The sequence below is a fragment of the Variovorax nitratireducens genome (assembly GCF_051216545.1).
In the GTDB taxonomy this organism is placed as follows: Bacteria; Pseudomonadota; Gammaproteobacteria; order Burkholderiales; family Burkholderiaceae_C; genus Variovorax.
The window spans coordinates 26087-49674 of record NZ_JBPJZO010000018.1 but is presented as its reverse complement, the minus strand read 5'-3'; the positions used below and the strand labels follow the sequence as shown (position 1 = coordinate 49674).

Sequence of the window (23588 nt, the reverse complement as noted above, 5' to 3'; positions counted from 1 at the left end):
TCGACCTTGAATTCGTCCGTGTACTGCCGTTTCGGCAGCTTGCTATCTCGCATTTCGATTCTCCATACAGCTCAAGTTTCCAACTTTCTTGCTGTACGTGAAATCGAGGCAGGGTCACCGGAGCCGACAGCGGTGCTGTTGGTGAGCGCCGACGCGCTTCATCGTTCCCCGTGCCATCATGTCGTTGCCCGCCAATTCCGGCAACTCGTTGTATTCCCGACGAACCTACTTGATGGGCATCCACTTTGGCCCCAATCAGGGCCAATGATGCGAAATTCGCCGTAGTCCATACGGTCGCCTTCGAGAGAGAATCGCAATCCCGGTGAAAGGAGACCGATGGACCGCTGGACCGAGATCGAGTTGTTCGTCCGTGTCGCCGAACTCAATAGCCTGTCGCGCGCAGCTGAGGCGATGGCCCTGTCAAACGCCGCTGCAAGCAGGCATTTGGCGTCGCTGGAAACGCGGCTTGGGGCGCGACTGCTGCAGCGCAACACTCGCCGAATGTGGCTGACGGAGTTGGGCAAGAATCACCTCGTCCGCTGCAAGAGCATCCTTGCGGACTTGCGCGATGCCGAAGCAGCGGTTAATTCATCGGCGTTGAATCCAACAGGCACTTTACGTGTGACAGCCTCGCTGTCTTTCTCGATGCTGCACATCGCGCCGCTGGTGCGTGCCTACACCGGGCGTTATCCCGACATTACCGTGCAAGTAGTGACTGCAAACCGCTACTACGACTTGATCGACAACGACATCGACGTTGCGATTCGCACGCGGGAGTACGAGGCCGACTCGAGCATCACGATTCGCAGTCTTGCCGAGACGCGCCGAGTGCTGGCCGCTTCGCCGGGCTACCTGGACCGCCGCGGGACGCCCGCGACCATCGATGACCTGGCTGCTCATGACCTCCTGATCTACAGCTACAGCCTTAACCCCGATCAACTGAATTTCACGCGCGACGGGGAAGAGCGAACGATCAAGGTGAAAGGGTTGCTCGAAGCCAATGACGGACAGGTGCTGCGCGCAGCAGCGCTCGACGGACTCGGCATTCTGGTGCAGCCCAAATACATCGTCTACGACGACCTCGTGGCCGGTCGTCTGGTGCCAGTGCTCGACCAGTGGGATCTGCCGCGGCTGCACATCAACATCGCATTCCAGAGCAGGCACCACTTGTCGGCAAAGGTGCGCACCTTCATCGACTTCCTGGTGGAACACTTCAAGCACATGGAATATGAGCGCAAGTGGACCAGCGTCGAAGTGGTCCGGCGCGACGATGCCAGGGGCGACGTCGACGGCAGACGCTGACGACCGATCAGCTACGCGAGAGCCGAGCGCAGCACCGCGCTCAAGACCAGGGCAGGTAGCCATGGCGTGGGACCAGGCGACCTCCGGCGCTGCCACTGACGTGGGAGCGGCGCTGACGCGAGATCGAGCCCAGGGCCGCCGGATCACCGGTTACGCCAGCAAAAGAGTTTTCCACCTAGCGTACTTCACGCGAGACGCACGTAGCTCCATAGTCCAGTCCAGACACAGGAGACAAATTCATGCGCGACCTCGACGAGAACACCATCACGCAAGCAGTACTCGCACGCCACACCGGCGCGCACGATGCTCGCCTGCGCGAGGTGATGACGAGCCTGGTACAGCACCTGCACGCGTTCGCCCGCGACATCAAGCTGACCGAAGAGGAGTGGTTCGCCGGCATCCAGTTCCTGACCGACGTAGGCCATATCACGGACGACAAGCGGCAGGAGTTCATCCTGCTGTCGGACACGCTGGGCTTGTCGATGCTGGTGACGGCGCTCAACAACCCCAAGCCGCTCGCCTGCACGGAGGCCACGGTTTTCGGGCCTTTTCATGTCGAAGGCTCTCCGGTGTATTCGCTGGGCGAGGACGTGTCGAACGGAGCGCGCGGCGACGCTTGCTTCGTGCGCGGGCGCGTCGTCGGGCTGGACGGCCGGCCGGTGCCACATGCCGAGTTGCAGGTCTGGCAGGCCGATGCCAACGGCAAGTACGACGTGCAGTACGCGGGCGATCACGGACACCGCGCGCGCGGCACGCTACACACGGACAGCGACGGAAATTTCCACTTCAAGTCGATCCGCGCCGAGGCCTATCCAATCCCCCATGACGGGCCGGTCGGGCGCATGCTGGAGGCGCTGGGGCGCCATCCGTGGCGCCCCGCGCACCTGCATTTCATGATCACTGCCCCCCGCTACGAGCGCCTGATCACGCACGTGTTCCGAAGCGGAGACCAGTATCTCGACTCTGACGCCGTGTTTGGCGTCCGGCGGTCGCTGATCGCCGACTGGATGGAGCATCCGCCCGGTCCGACTCCGGACGGCGCCGTCAGCGACGCAACCTTCTACACCCTCGATTTCGACTTCGTGCTCAACCCATCTCAACCGCAAGGCGGAGTCGGCAAATGATCCGGCACATTGTCATGTGGCGGGTGAGCGATAGCGCTTTCGCGCGCGAGCAGGTCAAGCGAGGCTTCGAAGGCCTGCGCGGACGCATACCGGGAATGCGCCGTCTCGAAGTGGGCATCGACATCAGTGCGGCCGACGACGCATGCGACGTCGTGCTGGTCAGCGACTTTGAATCGCAAGCCGCGCTGGACGCCTATGCCACCCATCCAGAGCATCTGAGGGTGCGAAGAGAGCTCGGGACGCTGCGCACGTCCCGGCATCTGGTCGACTACGTTGTCGAAGAATAGCGAGGACGAAATGCAAGATTCAGCAGACTTCGTCTACGAGGCCAGCGCCACGCGCGTCGTCTTCGGCGTTGGCAGCCTTCAGCACCTCGAACGTGAATTAGCGGCCATGGGCGCGCAGCGCGCCCTGGTGCTGTGCACACCGGAGCAGCGTGAAATGGGCGAATCCATCGTCGCCCGTCTCGGCCGCAGCGCCGTCGGCTTGTTCGACCGAGCCGTCATGCACGTGCCCATCGAGGTGGCCCGGGAAGGGCGCGACCTGGCACGCAGGTGCCGCGCCGATTGCGCCGTGGCAGTGGGCGGAGGGTCCACCATCGGGCTGGGCAAAGCCATTGCGCTGGAAAGCGACCTTGCGATCCTGGCCGTGCCGACGACGTACGCCGGCAGCGAGATGACGCCCGTCTTCGGCATCACCGAGGGCGGCATCAAGCGCACCGGCACCGACAGGCGCGTGTTGCCGAAGACGGTGCTCTACGACCCGGCCCTGACGCTGAGCCTGCCGGCCGCCCTGTCGATCACCAGCGGCATCAACGCCATCGCGCATGCGGCCGAGGGCTTGTACGCGCAGAACGCCAATCCGGTCACGAGCCTGTTGGCGGAAGAAGGCATACGGTCCATGGCGTCGGCGCTTCCTGCGATTGCTGTCGACCCACGGGATCGGCAGGCGCGAAGCGCAGCGCTCTACGGTGCCTGGATGTGCGGCACCGTCCTGGGCAACGTCGGGATGGCGCTTCATCACAAGCTGTGTCACACACTGGGCGGCAGTTTCAATCTTCCGCATGCCCAGACGCATACCGCCGTGCTGCCACACGCGCTGGCCTACAACGCGCCTTTCGTTCCGCAAGCGATGCGGCGCATTGCGCGCGCGCTGAACGCAAGCGACGCGGCTCGCGGCGTCTATGACCTGGCGCTTGGCATGGGTGAACGGATGGCGTTGCGCGATCTCGGAATGGAGGAGTCCGATCTCGATCGCGCTGCCGATCTCGCAAGCGCCAACCCCTACTGGAACCCGCGCCCGCTGGAACGCGCCGCATTGCGCGAACTTCTGCAGGCCGCCTTTGATGGAGCACCGCCCAGGACGGCGGATCTGCGCTCCGGGATGACTCACTGAAAAAGCGGCAGCCCTCCCGCCGCGGCCCAGGCCGTGGCGAGATCGCGATCCGCGAGACGACCGGGAACCGCGCGCCAATGCCCAACAGCGGCGCGCAAGGTTCCCTTCCTTCAACCTGGCCGGCCTGACCGGAAAGAAACGAGCACGACCAACATGTCTATCGCACCGAGCCCTCCATTCAAACGCCCGCTGGTTCTTTTCGCGCTGCTCGCGGCTGTCGCCACAACCAATCACGCGCAGGATCGATATCCCAGCAAGCCGATCCGCCTGGTCGTTCCATTTCCGGCGGGCACGGCGCCCGACGTGATGGCCCGCTATTGGGGCGACCGCATTTCCAAGCAATTGCAACAACCCGTCGTGGTGGAGAACCGGGCCGGCGCATCGACCATCGTTGGCACCCAGGCTGCAGTTGCCGCACCGGCGGACGGCTACACCCTGCTCTACACGGCCAGTGGCACCGTCACCATCAATCCGTTCGTCTACAAGAAGATGCCCTATCAGGCGCAGGACCTGGTGCCGGTGACTCGAATGCTGTCGATCCCGCTTGTGATATCGGTGCCCGTCCAGTCCCCCTACAAAACTATGGCGGACCTGATCAAGGACTCCAAGGCGCGGCCAGGCCAGGTCAGCTACGCGTCGTACGGTGTCGGGACGGTGCCGCACATGTCGATGGCCTACTTTGCGAACAGCGCGGGACTGAAACTCAATCACGTGCCCTACAAGGACGGCGGACTGACCGACCTGATCGGTGGCCGGGTCGATACGGCCTTTTCTCCCATCGCCGACGTGCTGCAACACATCAAGAGCGGCAAGGTTCGTCCTCTGGCGGTATCGAGTCCGCGCAGGCTCGAGTCGCTTCCGCAGGTGCCGACGGTGGCCGAAGTGTTTCCCGGCTTCGAAGGTGACTCGTGGCACGGCGTGTTCGCGCTCAAGGGAACGCCGCAGGCCGTGATCGACCTGCTCGGTGGTGCGTCTCGCCGGATCGCCGAATCCGACGAATACAAGCGCTACCTGTCCGACCTGGGTCTGATCCCCGTCGGGGGCTCGTCTGCGGATTTCGCACAGGTCATCGGCGCCGAGTCGAAGCGCTGGGCGAAGGTCGTCAAGGACAACGACATCACGCTCGAGTGACGTCATCCATCTGGACAAGAAAATGAAAAAGCTGGACATCGTCGCTCTGTGCGGCAGCTTGCGCGATTCGTCGCTCAACCGCCTCGTCATCAGACTCGCGCGAGAAGTGATGCCTCAAGGCATGACCATCGACGAACTGGACTGGCGTGCGGTTCCGATCTTCGACGCCGACGAACTGGCGCGTGGCATGCCCTCGTCGGTCGCCACGTTGCGCGAGCGAATCCGGGCGGCCGACGGCGTGCTGATCGCCACGCCGGAATACAACTTCAGCATTCCTGGCGGATTGAAGAACTTGATCGATTGGGTGAGCCGGGGCGAAGATCAGCCGTTCAACGAGAAGCCTGTTGCGATCGTGTCTGCCTCCCCTGGTCCATTGGGAGGCGCTCGCGTGCAGTACGACCTGCGCAAAGTGATGTTGTTCCTCAACGCCATGCCTCTGGTCAAGCCCGAGGTGTTCATCGGCAATGCTGCCGCCAAGTTCGACGAAAAGGGCGCGTGCACGGACGACACGACGCGAAAGTTCGTCACCGACCAGATGAATGCGTTCGGCAGGTGGATCGAAAGGGTAGGGCGCATGGCCTGAATGCGCAAGGGCCGCGCAAATCAAGGTTCGGGCATCAGGCAGTGTGCTGGACGGTGGCGCATATGCATATGTTCTCGGGACGCGCTTGCACGACATAGGCCGAACTGACGACGGGTGAGAGCACTTGGACCAGAAAGGCGCAAGCCTTCTGCACCACCTCGGCTCCGGTGTGCGCCTCACCGAACAAACGAGGCAGTTCCAGCGCCGACTTCAAGACCACGCTGCCCTGGTCGGCGTCGATCTGGATCTGGCAGCCGGACGAGCGCCCGATAGTCACAGGTTCAGCGGTGCAGAAGTCGAGGCGCTCGACGGCACCTGTTCTCGCGGCTTCAAGGGGCCCGCAAGAAACCGACCGTGGGCCTGACCTCGCTGGTGCGGTCGCCCCTTCCGGCGCATCACATCTAGGCCTGTTGCATCGACTCGAGCCTGATCACGCGAAATATGCGCGCTGATCGATCTCATTCGACATCGGCACGCCAACCATGTGATCCATGCCGGAGGGCGCACGTCCAGAGGGCCTGTAGCGCACGCACTAAAGTCCGACCTTATGCTCGTAGCAGGGGTCAGGACAGATCGCAGGCGCCAATGGTCAGTAGCTGGTCGGGTGGGCAGACCACGATCTTGGCCTGGTGGAGGATCACGTTGCCCTTCGAGTTCGCCCGCATGACATAGTCGTCTCCGATCATGGTGGGGCCTCGGTATGCCGGCGGATCGCCGGCAGGCAGCGGCGGGACTTCGCCGCGCCTGCGCCATGAAGGTTCGGGTACCGCCGAAGGACAGCTAGCTGGCCTTGCCGGCTTTGACGAGTTGGGACAGCCAATGATTCCACCTGGCCTAACTTCCCCATTCGCGAGCGCCGCCAGCTTGCTGCGAATCCAGTGACCATGGCATCGTTGGCTTCGCCATTGCGAGAAGTAAAGCCAGTTCAGGACGAACAATGAATGCAGATCCTTTGCCTCAGCCGCCCCGTGGATTCGCACGCCTGTTGCCGCCAGGTGTTGACGCCAGTGCGCTGCCCCTGCTGGCCGCCAGAGCGCTACGCGCCTTTGGCGATGGCTACATGGCCGTACTGCTGCCAGCCCATCTACTGTCGATCGGACTGGGCACGCTGGAAGTGGGCATCGTGAGCACAGCGACGATGCTGGGCTCGGCGGCGGCCACACTCGCGGTCGGCGCGTGGGGATATCGCTTCTCTGGCGCACGGCTGCTGCGCGGCGCCGCCTTGCTGATGGCCGCCACGGGCTGGGCTTCTCTAGTCTGTCATCGTTTTGGCCGCTGTTGGTCGTGGCGCTGGTCGGTACGCTCAATCCGAGCTCAGGTGATGTCAGCGTGTTCCTTCCCCTGGAGCACGCCCGTCTGGCTGCTGCAGCGCAGGGGCACGCCCGAATCGCCCTGTTCGCACGCTACAGCCTCCTGGGCGCCCTGTGTGCAGCGCTGGGTGCGCTGGCTGCCGCGGTGCCGGACTGGCTGGTTCGGCACAGCGAGTTCGCGCGGCTCGACGCGTTGCGCGGGATGTTCGTGGTCTACGCGGCGATCGGGCTGTTCGTCTTTTGGCTTTACCGGAAACTGCCAGCCCACGCTGGCGCCGACAACGCGGACAGCGCGCCTGTCGCGCCAGCGCCCCTGGGACCTTCGCGCCGCGTCGTGGTGCGATTGGCAGCACTCTTCAGCGTCGACGCGTTTGCCGGCGGGCTGACGGTCAACGCCCTGATGTCACTGTGGCTGCTGGAGCGATTCGGATTCTCGCTGAGCCAGGCTGGCGTGTTCTTCTTCTTCACCGGCCTGCTCAGCGCGGCGTCGCAGCTCGCTGCACCGCGGGTCGCCCGGCGCATCGGGTTGCTCAACACCATGGTCTTCACGCACCTGCCGGCCAACGTCTGCCTGGTGCTGGCTGCGCTGGCTCCGAGCCTGCCGGTCGCGCTGGGCCTGCTGATGGTTCGCAGCGCACTGTCGTCGATGGATGTGCCCACGCGAACGGCTTATGTGATGGCGGTCGTGACGCCGGCGGAACGCAGCGCTGCAGCGAGCTTCACCGCCGTGCCGCGGAGCCTGGCCGCGGCCATCAGCCCGACGCTCAGCGGCGCACTGTTCGCAGCCGGATGGATCTCGTTGCCGCTCATCGCATGCGGGCTTCTCAAGATTTCCTACGATCTCGCGCTCTGGCGTGCCATGCGGCGGGATCGGCTTGAGGGGGATTAACTGCCCGACGCAGATCGCCGAGCCCCGCCTCGGTGAGCCGCCCCGGCCTCCTCGGGAGGCCGGTTCTCTTTGTGCGGGTATTCATGTGGGACTTGGAGTAAGGATTGCCGCCGAGATTGAGGTGCGGGGCGAGCCAGAGACGCAGCAGAGCCGCCGCACTCATTGTCCCCGTGCTGCAGCTACCTCAGGATGTGTTCGTCGCGTGCGTTGCGTTTCTACCCATCAGTCGCTCGCAAGAAATCGTGATGACACACGCGCATCCAAGCTAATGCAACCGGCACCGTTGGCCGCGAGCATTCAGCAGCAAGAACAGGCGCGTCTTCCAGCCAACACGCTTCAGGTTTTCACTTGGCACGACGCCTGCACGCTGGGCCACCCATAGTCACGGCCCATCAGTGCGCGCGCAAGAAGGTAGTTGTGCAGCGCGCGCGCGCTCAAGCTGTCCATTTGCACCGAGCCGCCGGCATCGCAGGGAAATGTCAGGTCGGGGCCCGTGCCACTGAGAGAGGGGAAGCGTAGCTCGAAGGCGGCCTGTGCAACGGACGAGTGGGGGGCGGCGTGCATGCGGTTTCCTCGTGGTTCATTTCGATAAAGCAGCACCGGGAAACATGGTCGTGCGCCTCACGCAGGATCGCCTCCGCGCAGGGCAGTCTCGATGCAGCCCCGGCGACAGTGCGCGGCGCGCGGCACCAACTCGCCGCTTTCTGGAAGGCCATCGGCCGGCTTGCCAGTGTTCGAACCGCCGACGAGTTGAATGCGTTGGCGGATCGCCATCAAAATGGACAGCCTGCCTTGGCCGCGGAACTCCGAGCGGCGGCAGTTATGACGCAAGTGCATGGCGTATGAGTTGAGGAGTTGGTGCTGCACAGTCAGTCGCCAAGCGCCGCCTGCACCAAGGACATGGTCTGGTCGACGCTGCCGACGCCGCTGATCGCGCGGTACTTCGGTGCAGCGGCCGCATCCTGCCCGGCCCAGGCCGAGTAGTAGCCAACCAGCGGACGCGTTTGCTGGCCGTACACCTCGAGCCGCTTGCGCACGGTGTCTTCCTTGTCGTCGTCGCGCTGGATCAGCGGTTCACCCGTGACGTCGTCGATGCCTTCGACTTTCGACGGGTTGAACTTGACGTGATAGGTGCGCCCGGATGCCGGGTGCGAGCGGCGGCCACCCATGCGCTCGATGATGTCGGAGAACGGCACGTCGATCTCGAGCACGTAGTCGATCTTGACGCCCGCCGCCTTCATCGCATCGGCCTGCGGAATGGTGCGGGGAAATCCGTCGAACAGAAAACCGTTGGTGCAGTCGGGCAGCGCAATGCGCTCTTTCACCAGATTGATGATCAGGTCGTCGCTCACGAGCGCACCCGATTCCATGATGGCCTTGGCCTCCAGGCCCAGCGGCGTGCCGGCCTTGACGGCGGCGCGCAGCATGTCACCCGTCGAGATCTGCGGGATGCCGTACTTCTTGCACAGGAAAGTGGCTTGCGTGCCTTTGCCTGCCCCGGGGGCGCCCAAGAGGACAAGTCTCATGATGCCCCCGCCTTGGTTTGAACTCCTAATGCGATCCCGTCCAGCACTTCCTTCTTGGCGGCGTCGATGCCTTCCCAGCCGAGCACCCTGACCCATTTGCCTTCTTCCAGATCCTTGTAGTGCTCGAAGAAGTGGCTGATGGCCTTCAGGCGCATCGGATTCACGTCGTCGATCGACTTCCAGTGGCTGTAGATCGGCAGCACCTTGGTGGTGGGAACGGCCAGCACCTTGCCGTCGACGCCGGCTTCGTCTTCCATCATCAGGATGCCGAGCGGGCGGCATGGCACGACTACGCCGGGCAGCAGCGGGTACGGCGCGATCACCAGCACGTCGACCGGATCGCCGTCGCCGCTCAGGGTTTGCGGCACGTAGCCGTAGTTGGCCGGGTAGTACATGGCCGTCGTCATGAAGCGGTCGACGAAGATCGCGCCGGACTCCTTGTCCACCTCGTACTTGATCGGGTCGGCATTCATCGGGATCTCGATGACCACGTTGAATTCATCCGGGACTTTTTTACCTGGGGATACTTTGTTGAAGGCCATGAATGCTCCAGGTTCTGCAGGTCAGTCAGTTCTTCTCTGCCAGCTGTTCCAGGATGGCCGGGTTCTCCAGCGTCGAGGTGTCCTGCGTGATGGCCTCGCCCTTGGCAACCGATCGCAGCAGGCGGCGCATGATCTTGCCGCTGCGCGTCTTGGGCAGGTTGTCGCCGAAGCGGATGTCCTTCGGCTTTGCGATCGGGCCGATCTCCCTGGCAACCCAGTTGCGCAACTCATTTGCGATCTTCTTCGCTTCATCCCCCGTGGGGCGACTGCGCTTCAGGACGACGAAGGCACAGATCGCCTCGCCGGTGGTTTCGTCGGGACGGCCGACCACCGCGGCTTCGGCCACGAGATCGGTGCACGACACCAGTGCGGACTCGATCTCCATCGTCCCCATGCGGTGGCCAGAGACGTTGAGCACATCGTCGATGCGCCCGGTGATCGTGAAATAGCCGGTCTTCGCATCGCGGATTGCACCATCTCCCGCAAGGTAGAAGCCCTTGAGTTCCGGCGGGTAGTAGCTCGCCTTGAAACGTTCCGGGTCACCCCAGATCGTGCGGATCATGCTGGGCCAGGGCTTCTTGACCACCAGAATGCCGCCTTGGCCGTTCGGCACGTCGGTGCCCGTCTCGTCAACAATGGCCGCCGCGATGCCGGGGAAGGGGAGGGTACAGGAGCCCGGCACCAGCGGCGTGGCGCCCGGGAGCGGCGTGATCATGTGCCCGCCGGTCTCCGTCTGCCAGAAGGTGTCCACGATGGGGCAGCGGCCGCTGCCGACATGCTGGTGGAACCACTCCCATGCCGCCGGGTTGATCGGCTCGCCGACCGAGCCCAGAATGCGCAGGCTCGATAGGTCGTAGCGCTTCGGGTGCACGGTTTCGTTGGCCTCGGCCGCCTTGATCAACGAGCGGATCGCCGTCGGTGCGGTGTAGAACACGCTGACCTTGTGATCCTGGATCATCTTCCAGAAGCGGCCCGCGTCCGGATAGGTCGGCACACCCTCGAACACCACCTCGGTCGCGCCCAGCGCGAGTGGGCCATAGGTGATGTAGGTGTGACCCGTGACCCAGCCGATGTCGGCGGTGCACCAGAACACGTCATCCGGCTTTAGATCGAAGGTCCACTTCGTGGTCAGCACCGCATGCAGCAGGTAGCCGCCGCTGGAATGCTGCACGCCCTTCGGCTTGCCGGTCGATCCGGAGGTGTAGAGCACGAACAGGGGATGCTCGGCGCCCACCCATTCGGGTTCGCAGGTCTCTGCCTGGTCTTGCGTCTGCTCGTGGAGCCAGCGGTCGCGCGACGAGATCCAGCCAATCGGCCCGCCGGTGCGCCGGTAGACGACGACGTTCTTCACGCTCTCGCAGCCGCCCAGCACAATGGCATCGTCGACGATCGCCTTGAGCGGCAGGTGCTTGCCGCCGCGCACCTGCTCGTCGGCCGTGATGACCATCACTGCGCCGGCATCCTGGATGCGGTCGCGCAAGCTTTGCGCCGAGAAGCCACCGAACACAACGGAATGCGTGGCGCCGATGCGTGCACAGGCCTGCATCGCGACCACGCCCTCGATGCTCATCGACATGTAGATGACGACGCGATCGCCTTTCCTCACGCCGAGCGCCTTCAGCGCATTGGCCGTGCGGCACGTGCGGGCAAGCAATTCGCGATAGCCCACCCGCGTCACCTGCCCATCGTCGGCTTCGAAGACGATCGCGGTCTTGTCGCCCAGCCCACGCTCGACCTGACGATCCAGGCAGTTGTAGGAAACGTTCAGCTTGCCATCCTCGAACCACTTGAAGAATGGTGCCTGGCTGTCGTCGAGCCCTTTGCTGAACGGGGTTTGCCAGCTCACGAACTCGCGCGCAAGGCGCGACCAATAGCCGCTGTAGTCTGCCTCCGCCTCCGCCACCAGCTTGTCGTAGGCGCTCATGCCGGACACATGGGCATCCTTCATGTCCGGGACTGGATACGGATGGGTCGTTGCTGCATTGCTGTTCACGTGGATCTCCTGTTGCTTGATTCAAGACGTCAAATGGTTTGCCCGGCTTCATCGATCCGCATGGCTGTTGAGCCAGGCTGCAATCGATGCGGCGCTGCGGAAGTCGTCGCAAGCGCGAGCCGGAACGGTGGGGTAGCGCTGATTCCACATGCGCGTCAGCGCCTGGCCCGGTCCCACCTCCAGCACGCAACCTACCTGTCGCGCCACGACGTTTTCCATGCATTCGTCCCAGCGAACCGTTTGGGCGACCTGCGCGGACAGCGCATCCCGGGCAGACGATGCATCCCGGATGCGATCCGCCGCATTGCTGAACAGCACGACCTGAGGCGCGTGAAACGGTACTTCAGCAAGCGTCCGCGAGAAGCTCTCTGCTGCCTCGCGCATCCAGGGTGTGTGGGATGCGACTTTGACCCGCAAGCGCGTGAACTGCGCGCCCGCGGCGGCGGCAATGCGTTCGGCATCTTCCAACGCGGCCATCGGGCCGCCGAAGATCACGCTTCCGGGGCCATTGCGGATGGCGAGTGCAAGACCGGCTTCGACGCCCAGTTGTTCGAGCTTCTGTTCATGCAGACCGCTGACGGCCAGCAGGCCGCCGGGCGTACGAGCGGCGCAATGGTTCATGGCCGCGGCTCGCTGGGGTGCAAGCGCCGCAGCCGTGGCGGGATCGATCACGCCGGCCGCACTGAATGCGGCCAGTTCGCCCACGCTGTAGCCCGCCACGGCGGCTGGCGGTGCGAGGAGGGGCGCCAGCTGCCCCCAGGCTGCCAAGGCAAGGCCGGTCAGCAGCGTCTGCGCGTTGTCGTTCCGTTCGGCCCACCCCGGATTCGCGAGTGCATGGCGCCAGTCGTCAACGCCAAGTCGCGCGCACATGTCACGCACGGCGCCATCGTCCGTCAACCAGGGCAGCATCGCAGGATGCTGAGTGCCTTGGCCAGAAAAAAGCAGCGCGAAGGTCATGAGATTGGACACACGCGCCGGAGCCAACACGCTGCGGCGAGCGTGTCTGCCGCGCCGCCGGGCGACAGGCGCCGCCGCACGAAATCGTCCGCAATGGCTTGTGCCTCCTGAAGGCCACCGGGCCGCGCGATGCCTCCTCGATGCAGAAACTGACGTGCAGTGCGCTGGGCGTAGTGCAAGCCCGCGAGGCCGCCTCGATGCGCGAGATTGCTGTCGTCCAGAACGGCCATGACGTGGAACAAGGTGTCGAGTCTGGCCTGGTGGGGCGTCAGGCCGTGGGCCAGGCCCGTCGTCAGCGCGGGCAGCGCGGTCTCGAACAGCACCGGAAATGCGAGCGATGCCTCTTCGGACGCGCTGCGCAGGCCGTGCCGCCGTGCGGCGATGCCGCCGGGCAGGGTGGGCGGGCGTTGGCTGCGCCTGGCAAGCGCATCGCCCCAATGCCGGTGCAACGCATCACGCAGTTGGTATGGATGCGATGCGCTGTCGCCCTCTCGCAGCGCGGCGCCCGCCGCGGCGCACAACAGGCCGAGCATGAAGATCGCGCCGCGATGCGTGTTCACGCCGCCCGTGGCCGCGAGCATGCGTGCCTCCGCCGCCATGCCATACCGCTCGAGTGTGGCGAAATCTGCACCGCCGAATCCGGCATCGGCGATCTGGGTGAAGTAGCGGCGCAAGGAGAACAGGCTGCGCATGAAGGTGTGCGCGTCCATGTCGTCGTGGCTGCCGCAGTCGATCAACGTCACCAGCCCCGGCTTGGGCGCCAGCGATAGTTCGTCATACAGCGCGAGCGTGGCGGCGCGGCCGAGCGCCGCTGGGGTGAGCCGTGAGTCCGGTGTCAGCGAAAGCGCAGAGCTCCTCACGCGGCTATCTCCACCAGCCCGGCATGCTCGCACCATGCGGTATCGCGCTGCAGGGTCACGCCGTCCAATCGCTTGACCATCACCGCCCGCGCGCGTCCGGCACGCCACTCGATCCACTCGCGCCACGCGACCGCTGCGCCGTCGCCGAATATGAGTTCGCCGTCCAGCCGAGGTCGTGCCGCACCGAAGGACTGGAGGCAACGAGCTGCGGCATCCGCATGTGCCACCCCCTCGACGACGACCGACAGATCGAGGTCGGAGCCCGCCCGGACGTGATCGAGGGCGCTGATCGCTTGCCAGCCGTAGCTGCCGAACACACGTGCCGTCGCATGGCATGCGCGGAGTCCGGCCAGCAGTTCGCGCGCCGCGTCTCGCGCCGATGGTCGTAGCAGCGCCTGTACCTCGGCAAGACGCGGGAACTCGTCAATGCAATGCACCGCCGCGCGCGGCACGTGCAGTGCAAGCCGGCGTCTGTCCCAGCGCGCTGGTGTCGGCAAGCCCAGTGCAATCCATCCATTGGCGGCCGAATGGGCCGGCTGGCGCGTCACCACCAGCGGCAGTTGATGCAACGCCCAATGCGCCAGGCAGTCGCGCGCCTGCTCATCCCAAGGATGGCGCAGGACGGCGGCCCAGCCACTCTTGGAGAGCCGGGCGAGTTGATGGCGACGCAGGGAAACCATGGCGGTCATGCACGTTCACCAGGCGTTCAGGCGGCGTCCAGCACGCGTTGCACCACCGCGGCGGCGAGTTGGCGTCCGCCTCGTTCGGCCCCATCCCGGGCGCGTCGGTCTTCGGTTGGCGTAGGGGTCAACGCCTCGCGCAGGCAGGCCTGCAGGTCGCTCTGCCAGAGCGCACGGATGCCCCCCATGGCCACGTAGTTCTGCACACCCGGCGCGAACACCGGGTTGGACAGCGACAGCGCGGTGAGCTTGTCTTCCGGCAATTTGGTCACGCGCGCCATGGCCGGAATGCGCATCACCCGGATCTCGGCATCCGGCAGCGCATAGCAGGCATCCGCAATCAACCCCGAGGTGAGGAAGCCGCCCGACAGTGCCTGGTCGTACACCAGACCGATCACGCGATGACCGCGGCGCCGCGCCAGGTCGATGCTTGCGCCCAGATGCGCCATCGCCCGGTTGATGCCAAGCAGTTCGTCGCGCCGGCGCAGTTGTTGGCCCTGGGTGTCGATCAACAGCAGGATCGGGCGGCCCGGGTGTTGCGTGATGGTGTCCAGGACGACACGGGCCTGCGCCAGCGCGAGCCGAACCCCGATCGGTGCATGATTGGTAGTGCCGATGACCGTGAGCGGCTCGCCCTCGAACATCGCTTCGCCCTGCAGAAAATCGTCCACTGCGCGCAGGCCGTGAAAGGGACCAAAGAGCTGGGTGGCAAGAGAACTCCACTGCATGTGATGCTCCTGGGTTAAATGCTGCGCAGCGCGCGGACGGCTTCCACCGAAAGCTCTGGAACCTGCTGCGCATCGGCGATGCCGAGTGCGCTCCAGAGCAGCGTGGCTTCGTCGCGGCCGGCGGTCTCGGCCGGCAGTGCGTGCAGGCGCTCGGTGAGCAGCGCGTGCTCCTTCTCCAGCGCCGCCAGGGTCACTGGCTTCGATGCATCGATCGCCGCGACAGCCGCCGCGCGGAATTCCGCGACGTCGTCTTCGATCAGCGCGTCGCAGTCCCCCGTCAGCCAACGATGCTTGCCACCGGTCGTGCGCCAGACCAGCGCACGGTCACGCGAGTCGAATTCTTCCACGCCGTGAGACGCTTCGATCACCTCTGGCCCCGACATCGCCAGTCGAGCGACATCGCTCATCACGATGTAGTCGGCGCAGCGCGCCACGATGCCCATGCCGCCGAAGCAGCCGTTGGCGCCGCCGATCAGCACAAGCACCGGGATGTGGGCGGCCCGCACGTCAAGCACGGCGCGCATCACTTCCGAGACAGCAATGAGCCCGGCGTTGGCCTCGTGCAATCGCACGCCGCCCGATTCGGCCATCAGCAGCACCGCCGCCGGGCGGTCGCGCAGCGCGCGCTGCAGCAGGCCGACCAGCTTGGCGCCATGCACTTCGCCGACACCGCCGCCCATGAACGCACCTTCCTGCGCGGCCACGAACACGCTGTGGCCATCGAGCATTGCACGGCCGACCGCCACCCCATCATCGAAAGCAGAAGGCACGCCGAGCTGCGCCAGGTGCGGGCTGGTGACCCGCTCGCTGGGAGGCAGCCACTCGTGAAAACTGCCAGGATCGAGCAGCAGGGCCAGCCGCTCGCGCGCCGAGCATTCGGCATAGCTGATCATGGCTGACCTCCGCCGATCTCAGCCAACGCCTGGTCGAGCCGCAGGCTCACCACCGCGGGCGTGGCGCCCATGTCGTTGATCGAAACGCGCACGCCGGCCAGCGAGTGGCGGGCATGGAAGTCGTTCATCACGGCCTGCCAGATCGGCTGGAAGCCGCGCGCCGAAGTCTCGACACGCACCGCGCATTCATTGCCATCGGCCGGCTCGAGCAGCACCTCGAGGTTGCCTGAGCCGACGACGCCAACCAGCACGGGCGCAAAAGCGCCGATCGCGTGGCCGCCGGAAAAGGAAAAGTCCAGGGTTTCGAGTCCTGCGGGAACGTCGCTCATCGTTGAATCTCCTGCTACCAGTTTCTGAAGCGCTCGGGCGGCTGGTACAACCCGCCGGAGGCGCGCACCAGGTCGCGCATGCTGCGTGCGGCCAGCAGATTGCGCGTGGCCTGGCGCGGGTCGATGCCCAGATCCTGCGGCCGGCGGATTACACCGCGGTCGCGCAGGTTCTCGACCGCGCGCTTGTCGCGCGCCAAACCGACCGCGGTGTACCCGGCCACGCCACGGATGGCCTGCTCGCGCTCCGCGTCGCTGCGGCACAGCAGCAGGTTGGCGATGCCTTCCTCGGTGAGGATGTGCGACACGTCGTCGCCGTAGATCATGATCGGCGGCAGGGCCATGCCGGCCTGCTCTTGCAGCGTCCAGGCATCGAGCCTGTCGACAAAAGCCGGTTGCATGTGCTCGCGGAAGGTCTCGACCATCTGCACGACCAGCTTCTGCCCGCGCGGCGTGCCGGCTGCACCCGTGCGCCCCGCCCGTGCCTCGCGCCCCGCCTTGAGCCAAGCCGGGCTGGCGTGGCGGCGGCCGCGCGCATCGGCGCCCATGTTGGGCGCACCGCCGAAGCCGGCGATGCGGCCCAGCGTTGCGGTCGAGCTGTTGCCATCGAGGTCGATCTGCAAGGTCGAGCCGATGAACATGTCGCAGGCGTAATGGCCCGCCGCCTGGCAGAACGCCCGGTTGCTGCGCAAGTTGCCGTCCGGGCCGGTGAAGAACACGTCGGAGCGCGCGCGGATGTAGTTCTCCATGCCCAGTTCGGAGCCGAAGGAGTGCACGGACTCAACCCAGCCCGCCTCGATCGCCGGGATCAGTGCCGGATGGGGGTTCAAGGCCCAGTGCTTGCCGATCTTCCCTTTGAGGCCGAGCGACTCGGCATAGGTCGGCAGCAGCAACTCGATCGCCGCAGTGTCGAAGCCGATGCCGTGGTTCAGACGCTGCACGCCGTACTCGGCGTAGATGCCTTTGATCGCCATCATCGCCATCAGCACCTGGACCTCGCTGATCTGCGCGGGATCGCGCGTGAACAGCGGTTCGATGAAATTCGGGCGCGGCGCCTTTACCACGAAGCTCACCCAGTCGGCCGGGATGTCGACGCGGGGCAGGGTGGTGGTCTTGCCGTCGACCAGTTCGTTGACCTGCGCGATCACGATGCCACTCGAGAACGCCGTGGCTTCGACGATGGCCGGCGTGTCTTCGGTGTTGGGCCCGGTGTAGAGATTGCCTTCAGCGTCGGCTGCCTGCGCGGCGACCAGCGCGACCTTGGGTGTCAGGTCGACGAAATAGCGCGCGAACAGTTCGAGGTACGTGTGAATCGCCCCGATCTCGATGCGCCCGGCCGACACGAGCTTGGCCAGCCGCGCGCCCTGCGGCCCCGAAAAGCTGAAGTCCAGCCGGGCGGCCACGCCATTCTCGAAGACGTCCAGATGCTCTGGAAGTGCCAGCACTGACTGCACCATGTGCAGACCATGAACCCGCTGCGGATCCACCTGCACCAGCGCTCGCGCCAGGAAATCGGCCTGCTTCTGGTTGTTGCCTTCCAGGCAGACACGGTCGCCGGGCGAGAGCACCGCTTCGAGCAGCGTGGCGATTGCTTCGGCATCGACACGCTTGCCGGCGAGCCGCGTCCCGAGTGCGCCGGCCGCGCGCGCCAACCGGGCGGCGCGGTCGTCGGCCTTGGTGGTCCAGGAGCAGGAGTTCATGGGAAGTTGAGGAGGTTGAAGTTCAGTCGAAACAGCCGAGCGCTTCACAGCACCACGAACAGCAGCCACACCACCACGGGGGCCACCAGGGTCACGATGGCGCCGTACACCATCAGTTGCCGGAAGAACACATCGCGATCCACGCCCTTGGCGTTGGCAAGCACCAGTGCCCCATTGGTCGAGAACGGGCTGACGTCGACGATGGTCGAGGAAACGGCCATCGCCGCAATGAAGCCGATCGCACTGACGCCGGTATCACCCTGCAGGAACGGCACCGCCAGCGGGATCAGCGAGCCGAGCACCGCGGTCGACGAGGCGAAGGCCGAGACCACCGCGCCGACAAAGCACAGCAGCAACGCGGCGACCATGGGCGAGGTGAGCCCGGCCACGCTGTGGCCGACGAAATCGATCGTGCCCATCTTCTCCATCACGCCCACGTAGGTGCTGACACCCACGATCAGCATGATCTCCGGCCACGAGACTTGGCCGAGGGCCCGCTTTTGCAGATTCGGCGCCATCAGCGTCAACACAAGCCCGATGGTGATCGAGACGAAGCCGATGTCCAGCTTGAAGAACAAGGTCAACACAGCCAGCGCCAGCAGCCCGGCCACGGTCGCGATCTGATAGGAGCGCGAGCCTGGATTCGCGGCTTCGGCAGGCGTTGCGTCCATCAACGAGTTCGCTGCCCCGCCCGCCGTACGCCGTTCTTCGGAAAACGATTCGCCTTCGGCGTCGCCATAGACCTGGGGGCCGCTTTGGCCATGCGCCACGCGCCGCACGACCGGCGCACTGCCGTCGACGTTCGCTTTCTGGCGCATCAGCTTCATGCCGCCCATAAGGAAGAACAGCAGCAGCGACACGGAAAGATTGATCCCGAGGCTGGCCATCATGGTTGCGATCTCGTTGAGGGGCAGGCCGGCCTTGGCGACGATCTTGTTGGTGATGCCGCCGTAGATGCTGATCGGCGAGAAGCCGCCCCCTTGCGCGCCATGCACGACCATCAACCCCATGAGCAGCGGATTGATGCCGTACTTGGCGGCAAAGCCGAGCGCGATCGGCGCGATGATGGCCACCGCCGCGGGGCTGACCGCACCCACCGAAGTGAGCAGCGCGGCGATGAAGAACATGATCCACGGAATGGCGGCGATGCGACCGCGCACGGCGCGCACGGCCAGTTTGACGAGCCAGTCGATGGTGCCGTTGTTCTGCGCCAGCGCAAACAGGTAGGTGATACCGACCAGGGTGAGGAACAAGTCGGCGGGAAAGCCACCCATGATCGCCTTGGCGTTCATGCCGGCCACCAGCGTGCCGACCAGGAACGCACCGACGAAGGCAATCACGCCCATGTTGATTGGCAGCACCGTTGCAAGCACGAACATGCCGACCAGTGCGTAGATCGAAATCCAGTGTGAACTCATCATTGCGTCTCCGGTGTTTTGGGGACGACGCACATGGCACCGTGCGTCTGGATGCGTACGGTACGCACCCCCTCCGGGACGATCAATGAAGCGGCGTCGTCGACCTTTACGCCTTGTGAAACGATCGAGGGTTAACCCCAATCAAGCAAATGTCGAATGCTTAGCCGAGTTCGGCTCTCGCCAAGCGGCACACCGAGAGCAGTGCAAGCAGGTTGGGATCGCGCTCGCGTGTGCGCAGAAAATTGAGCGCGATGACCTGGCGCATGAGGTACCGGGGCTGCAACGGGATCAACTGCACCTTTTGCGGCATGACGCCACGCACTCGCCCCGGCAGCAGCGTGTAGCCGACGCCGCCGCTGACCAGGTTCATCAGGGAGAAGATGTCGTCGGTCTTCATCACGACGTTGGGCGTGAAGCCGGCAATGCGAAACGCCTCGACAAAACCTCGGTAGGTGACGAATCCTTCGCTCAGGCTCACGAAGCGTTCGCCGGCGCAACTGCTCAAGTCGATTTCCTTTTGCGCCGAGTAGGCGGAGCCCACTGGCGCAGCGAACTGGATGTCGTCCTCGAACAGTGGCTCCGATTCAACGTCGGAAACATCGTCGGGGATCGCCATGAGCGCGGCGTCGATCGCGCCGTCCCGCAGCTTCTGCAGCAGGTGGGCGTTGGAACCGAGCACGAGTTCGGTATGCAGATCCGGTTTGCGCAACTTCATTCCCATGATCAGCTGCGGCACCGTGCGACTCGTCAGGGAATAGAGTGAACCGATGCGAATTCGGTCGGCCGAATAGCCGGCGACCTCCCGCGTCGCGCGGATGCCCTCGGACATCGTGCGAAGCACCTCGCGCGCAACCTCCGCCAGCGCATGGGCGGCTTCGGTCGGGTGCAGGTTGCGGCCTTCGTGCCGGAAAAGCGCGCAGCGCAGCCCGGTTTCCAGCGAATGCAGCGCGCGGTGCACGCTGACCGCGCTGATGTCGAGCATTTCCGCCGCACGGGCAAGATTGCCAGTCTCCATGAAGGCCAGCAGGATTTCGAGCTTGCGGAAGGTGATCTCTTCGTCGAGATGGAGGTGCATGGTCGGATTGCGGATGGATGCGAATCGTAAGGCAGCCACGCGAGTGGCGGCCCCTTGCCGTTGTCGGCGCCCGAGATTTTTCGTGCAAGCGAACAACGCGAGCGGGCTGCTGCCCAGAGGGCGGCATGAGGTGATCATTCCTTGCGGAGGCGGGCGCCTCAGTTGCGTCCCATTCCGTGGTGTAGATCCACAGGCCCGGAGAAGGCTGAGTTAGCTTGCAGACCTTGTAGCGCCGGTTGAGTGACCACTCGGCGTTCTGCGCGTCGTCCATCAGGGCGCCGAGCTTGGGGGAACTCGTCTCGGGGCTGGTCGGCGACCGACCTCCATTGCGCTCGGGCTGCATCGGCGGCCGCTGCGCGGCAAGCCGCTTCGGGCTACTCCCTACGCGCCTTGCCGCGCAGCGAGTAAACGAAGGGATTTACACCACTTCCTGGGACATCAACCAGAGTCATGGTGCAGCAGAACGTATCGCCGAGTCGAGGTCGGCCCAGAGATCGTCGGCGTCCTCGATACCAACACTGAGTCGTAGAAGCGAAGGCGGAAGGTGCCCCTGACCAGGGATCGCAGCTCTTCTTTCCATGGTCGACTCCACTGCGCCAAGACTGGTGGCATGGCGGATGAGCGTGACTTTTCCGCAGACACTGTCAGCAAAGTCAGCACCGCCCCGCATATCGAACGAGATGATGGTTCCGAAGCCCTTGAGCACACGCTTGGCAGTGGCATGCGTCGGATGTGAAGGCAAGCCAGGGTACCGGACACGGGTGATCAGCGGATGCCCCTCAAGCCGCTCCGAAAGCAGCATGGCTGTTTGCTGGGCCCGTTGCAAGCGAAGCGCGAGCGTTCTCGCGCCGCGGATGGCTAGAAAAGCTTCCAGCGTTCCCGGTGTCGCGCCAGTCAACTCGCGGGACTTCCTGAGGGCGTGCCACAGCGCATCGTCTTTTGTCGTGGCGACCCCTGCCAGCAAATCGGAGTGGCCGCCAATGAACTTGGTTGCCGATTGCAGAGACACTGTCGCGCCGAAGTCAAGCGGCCGCTGATTCAAGGGCGTGGCGAAGGTGTTGTCTACGGCCAGGATCGCCCCGGCCTTGCGCGGAGCTGCGCAGATGGCCTCCAGGTCCGCAACGGTCAGCAGGGGGTTGGAGGGCGATTCAAGCCAAATCAGGTCAGCGGCGCCGCAGGCGCGAATCCAACCGGCTGTATCGTCCAACGCCATGCGCTGCACGGACCAACGCCCTCTTTCAACGCCCGCTGCCGCTAGGCCTGCAACACCTTGATAACAATCATCGGGTAGCACCACAACTGCACCAGCCGCAAGCTGATCAAACACTGCGGCAATGGCCGCCATGCCAGAGGCGAACGCTATGGCCCTACCTGACTCAAGCCCGCCGACGACTTCTTCAAGTGCTTCCCAGGTCGGGGTGCCATCATCACGCGAATAGTCGCGCCCGCTGCCGATGATGAAGTTCGAAGCCGGAACCGGCGGCACGTTCAACGGAGCGCCGGCCTCAGAGGCACGGCCTGCCGTGACGAGCCACGATTCCAGCTTGATTTTGGACGAATTTTTTTCCACTCAGTACCTCCAGAAGATTGCGGTGTTAGTTGTGGGATCAGTTGTGAGTTCAGGAACGTATTGCCATGCATGGCCTGACAAATGAGGAAGGCACTGTACGATTCCAATGCGTACGCCTCCACCAGATGGCTAAGCTGAGTTCGTCAGTTTGAGGCCGACGATGCCGGCAACGATGAACCCAAGGCTCAGCAGTCGGCCAGGCGTGGCGGGTTCTCCGAACAGGATGATGCCGAGGATTGCTGTGCCGACAGCCCCGACTCCTACCCAGATGGCGTAGGAGGTGCCGACAGGGAGGGACTTCATGGCGACTCCCAGCAGAACGATGCTGATGACCATGGCAGCGATCGTGAAGACGCTGGGCCACAACTTTGTGAATCCTTCGGTGTACTTCAGGCCGATGGCCCAACCCACTTCAAGAAGACCAGCAACAACCAGAAGCGTCCACGCCATATGAGATTTTCCATTCCAGCGGTGATCCAGACGCCGCATCAGATCGACTCCGCCACTTTCTATCTGCCCGCCGAAACGCAGCGGACACCTGGTGCTGATTGCGTTCCGTCAGCGAGCGGGTGCGGAATGCGGCCATCGCCATAGGAACGGATGACCTGTGCGATGACCACCTGGTAGCCGTTGAGCCAAAGCGCTTGCCGCTGCTTAGCGGCGATATGTGCCGGGTGCTTCATGAGCTCTTGAAGCGAATCCATCGTTTCCCAGTAGTACACGTTGGAGATGAGTCCCGTGGCAGGGTTCTCCCAACTCTCTTCGCCGAGGTAGCCGGGGATGGATTTGGCAAGCTGGGCGATGACACTGTCCACGGCGTGGAACTCGTCATCGAACTGGCCCTTTGCGAAAGTGAAGGTCGATGTGTACATCGGATCGTGTCGGCCTAACCCGGTTCGCTGGCATTGCGCATCGCTTCGGCCAGATCGTCGAGTCCGCGCGCCTTCAAAGTGTCGGCGGCGCTGAGGCGATCGCGCGCTTCCCTGTTCTGACTGAGCTTGGCCTTGCCCACCAACGAAGTGATGGCGATCTCGATGCCCACGATGTTGCGCACCATGCTGTCGATGTACTCGGGCGCGGAGTCGCCCATCTTCCAGGGCCTGGGCTCGGTTGCCTCGTGCCGCCGCGTCAGGCGCGCGATGATGCGGCGCACGAAGCGCTCGTCGTCGTGCACGGTGAGCACGCCATGCGCGTGCACCACCTCGTAGTTCCAGGTCGGCACCTGGCGGTGCGCCTCGTGCTTGCTCGGGTACCAGTTGGGCGAGATGTAGGCCTGGGCACCGCGAAAGATGACCATCACCGGGGTTCCTGTGGGGCATCGCTGCCACAGCGTGTTCGCGCGGGCCAGATGGGCCGAGAGCAATCCTTGCGTTCCCACGTCAGGATCGAACTCGAACGGGAGGTGATCTGCGTCCAGGCCCGTGGGCCCTTGCGTGACCAGCGCGCCCAGCGGGTGCTCGCGCATGATGCGGTGCAGATCCTCAGGCCTTGTGACGGCAAAGGGCGTGGGGATGTACATGGAAGGCGAGGGGTTCTGAAAGGGTGTGAGCAGCCGGAACTTTCGCGCGGAACCGGCACAATTGGAA

Annotated in this window: 24 protein-coding genes and 1 pseudogene; 7 read left to right on the top strand and 18 right to left on the bottom strand. The window is 64.5% G+C overall.

Features of this window, described 5'->3' with window-relative positions:
• Positions 1 to 336 precede the first annotated feature (336 nt).
• From ACSFA8_RS26315 to ACSFA8_RS26290, 6 genes are all read left to right on the top strand, one after another.
• A complete protein-coding gene (locus ACSFA8_RS26315) occupies positions 337 to 1302 on the top strand; it encodes a LysR family transcriptional regulator (RefSeq protein ID WP_435482399.1) in 966 nt (321 codons plus the stop codon).
• Between the two features lie 239 nt (positions 1303 to 1541).
• A complete protein-coding gene (locus ACSFA8_RS26310; protein WP_435482398.1) occupies positions 1542 to 2426 on the top strand; it encodes an intradiol ring-cleavage dioxygenase in 885 nt (294 codons plus the stop codon).
• Positions 2423 to 2713 (top strand): Dabb family protein, encoded by a 291-nt coding sequence (locus ACSFA8_RS26305; RefSeq protein ID WP_435482397.1) that lies wholly within the window; start codon positions 2423 to 2425, stop codon positions 2711 to 2713. The genes ACSFA8_RS26310 and ACSFA8_RS26305 overlap by 4 nt, the downstream gene beginning before the upstream one ends.
• A gap of 10 nt (positions 2714 to 2723) precedes the next feature.
• Positions 2724 to 3821: a maleylacetate reductase gene (locus ACSFA8_RS26300; protein WP_435482396.1), complete on the top strand. Its 1098-nt coding sequence runs from the start codon at positions 2724 to 2726 to the stop codon at positions 3819 to 3821.
• Between the two features lie 153 nt (positions 3822 to 3974).
• The gene (locus ACSFA8_RS26295) at positions 3975 to 4952 is read left to right on the top strand and encodes a Bug family tripartite tricarboxylate transporter substrate binding protein (protein ID WP_435482395.1); all 978 of its coding nucleotides are present in this window, start codon (positions 3975 to 3977) and stop codon (positions 4950 to 4952) included.
• A 22-nt stretch (positions 4953 to 4974) separates the two neighbouring features.
• Positions 4975 to 5535: an NADPH-dependent FMN reductase gene (locus ACSFA8_RS26290; RefSeq protein ID WP_435482394.1), complete on the top strand. Its 561-nt coding sequence runs from the start codon at positions 4975 to 4977 to the stop codon at positions 5533 to 5535.
• Between the two features lie 563 nt (positions 5536 to 6098).
• Here ACSFA8_RS26290 and ACSFA8_RS26285 read toward each other — a convergent pair.
• Positions 6099 to 6221, bottom strand: coding sequence for a hypothetical protein (locus ACSFA8_RS26285; protein ID WP_435482393.1), 123 nt, complete (start codon positions 6219 to 6221; stop codon positions 6099 to 6101).
• A 251-nt stretch (positions 6222 to 6472) separates the two neighbouring features.
• Between ACSFA8_RS26285 and ACSFA8_RS26280 the strand changes: the two are divergent.
• A pseudogene (locus tag ACSFA8_RS26280) lies at positions 6473 to 7734 on the top strand (MFS transporter).
• A gap of 336 nt (positions 7735 to 8070) precedes the next feature.
• Here the strand turns inward: ACSFA8_RS26280 and ACSFA8_RS26275 are convergent.
• The 17 genes from ACSFA8_RS26275 to ACSFA8_RS26195 form a co-directional block, all read right to left on the bottom strand.
• Positions 8071 to 8298 carry a hypothetical protein gene (locus ACSFA8_RS26275; protein WP_435482392.1) on the bottom strand — a complete coding sequence of 76 codons (228 nt, stop codon included), beginning with the start codon at positions 8296 to 8298 and terminating at the stop codon, positions 8071 to 8073.
• Positions 8299 to 8603: 305 nt separating this feature from the next.
• Entirely contained in the window at positions 8604 to 9260 is a 657-nt protein-coding gene (gene adk / locus ACSFA8_RS26270; protein WP_435482391.1) for an adenylate kinase, read from the bottom strand.
• A complete protein-coding gene (ppa, locus tag ACSFA8_RS26265; protein WP_435482390.1) occupies positions 9257 to 9802 on the bottom strand; it encodes an inorganic diphosphatase in 546 nt (181 codons plus the stop codon). Before ppa ends, adk begins: the two co-directional genes overlap by 4 nt.
• Before the next feature lie 25 nt (positions 9803 to 9827).
• Positions 9828 to 11750 carry an acetate--CoA ligase gene (gene acs, locus ACSFA8_RS26260; protein WP_435482403.1) on the bottom strand — a complete coding sequence of 641 codons (1923 nt, stop codon included), beginning with the start codon at positions 11748 to 11750 and terminating at the stop codon, positions 9828 to 9830.
• 93 nt (positions 11751 to 11843) lie between these two features.
• Positions 11844 to 12752, bottom strand: coding sequence for an acyltransferase domain-containing protein (locus ACSFA8_RS26255; RefSeq protein ID WP_435482389.1), 909 nt, complete (start codon positions 12750 to 12752; stop codon positions 11844 to 11846).
• Positions 12749 to 13612, bottom strand: coding sequence for a triphosphoribosyl-dephospho-CoA synthase MdcB (gene mdcB / locus ACSFA8_RS26250; RefSeq protein ID WP_435482388.1), 864 nt, complete (start codon positions 13610 to 13612; stop codon positions 12749 to 12751). Before mdcB ends, ACSFA8_RS26255 begins: the two co-directional genes overlap by 4 nt.
• The gene (gene mdcG / locus ACSFA8_RS26245) at positions 13609 to 14301 is read right to left on the bottom strand and encodes a malonate decarboxylase holo-[acyl-carrier-protein] synthase (protein ID WP_435482387.1); all 693 of its coding nucleotides are present in this window, start codon (positions 14299 to 14301) and stop codon (positions 13609 to 13611) included. The genes mdcB and mdcG overlap by 4 nt, the downstream gene beginning before the upstream one ends.
• A 17-nt stretch (positions 14302 to 14318) precedes the next feature.
• Positions 14319 to 15020, bottom strand: coding sequence for a biotin-independent malonate decarboxylase subunit gamma (locus ACSFA8_RS26240; RefSeq protein WP_435482386.1), 702 nt, complete (start codon positions 15018 to 15020; stop codon positions 14319 to 14321).
• 14 nt (positions 15021 to 15034) lie between these two features.
• On the bottom strand, positions 15035 to 15913 hold the full coding sequence (locus tag ACSFA8_RS26235) for a biotin-independent malonate decarboxylase subunit beta (RefSeq protein ID WP_435482385.1): 879 nt from the start codon (positions 15911 to 15913) through the stop codon (positions 15035 to 15037).
• Entirely contained in the window at positions 15910 to 16242 is a 333-nt protein-coding gene (gene mdcC, locus ACSFA8_RS26230) for a malonate decarboxylase acyl carrier protein (protein ID WP_435482384.1), read from the bottom strand. The genes ACSFA8_RS26235 and mdcC overlap by 4 nt, the downstream gene beginning before the upstream one ends.
• 14 nt (positions 16243 to 16256) lie before the next feature.
• Positions 16257 to 17939 (bottom strand): malonate decarboxylase subunit alpha, encoded by a 1683-nt coding sequence (gene mdcA, locus ACSFA8_RS26225; protein ID WP_435482383.1) that lies wholly within the window; start codon positions 17937 to 17939, stop codon positions 16257 to 16259.
• 44 nt (positions 17940 to 17983) lie between these two features.
• A complete protein-coding gene (locus ACSFA8_RS26220; protein WP_435482402.1) occupies positions 17984 to 19357 on the bottom strand; it encodes an SLC13 family permease in 1374 nt (457 codons plus the stop codon).
• Positions 19358 to 19517: 160 nt separating this feature from the next.
• Positions 19518 to 20432: a LysR family transcriptional regulator gene (locus ACSFA8_RS26215; protein WP_435482382.1), complete on the bottom strand. Its 915-nt coding sequence runs from the start codon at positions 20430 to 20432 to the stop codon at positions 19518 to 19520.
• A 448-nt stretch (positions 20433 to 20880) separates the two neighbouring features.
• Positions 20881 to 22002, bottom strand: a complete 1122-nt coding sequence (locus ACSFA8_RS26210; RefSeq protein WP_435482381.1) for a trans-sulfuration enzyme family protein — start codon at positions 22000 to 22002, stop codon at positions 20881 to 20883.
• Positions 22003 to 22131: 129 nt separating this feature from the next.
• The gene (gene sugE, locus ACSFA8_RS26205) at positions 22132 to 22452 is read right to left on the bottom strand and encodes a quaternary ammonium compound efflux SMR transporter SugE (protein WP_435482401.1); all 321 of its coding nucleotides are present in this window, start codon (positions 22450 to 22452) and stop codon (positions 22132 to 22134) included.
• 59 nt (positions 22453 to 22511) lie between these two features.
• A complete protein-coding gene (locus ACSFA8_RS26200; RefSeq protein ID WP_435482380.1) occupies positions 22512 to 22874 on the bottom strand; it encodes an antibiotic biosynthesis monooxygenase family protein in 363 nt (120 codons plus the stop codon).
• Positions 22875 to 22888: 14 nt separating this feature from the next.
• The gene (locus tag ACSFA8_RS26195; protein WP_435482379.1) at positions 22889 to 23521 is read right to left on the bottom strand and encodes an FMN-binding negative transcriptional regulator; all 633 of its coding nucleotides are present in this window, start codon (positions 23519 to 23521) and stop codon (positions 22889 to 22891) included.
• Between the last annotated feature and the right edge of the window lie 67 nt (positions 23522 to 23588).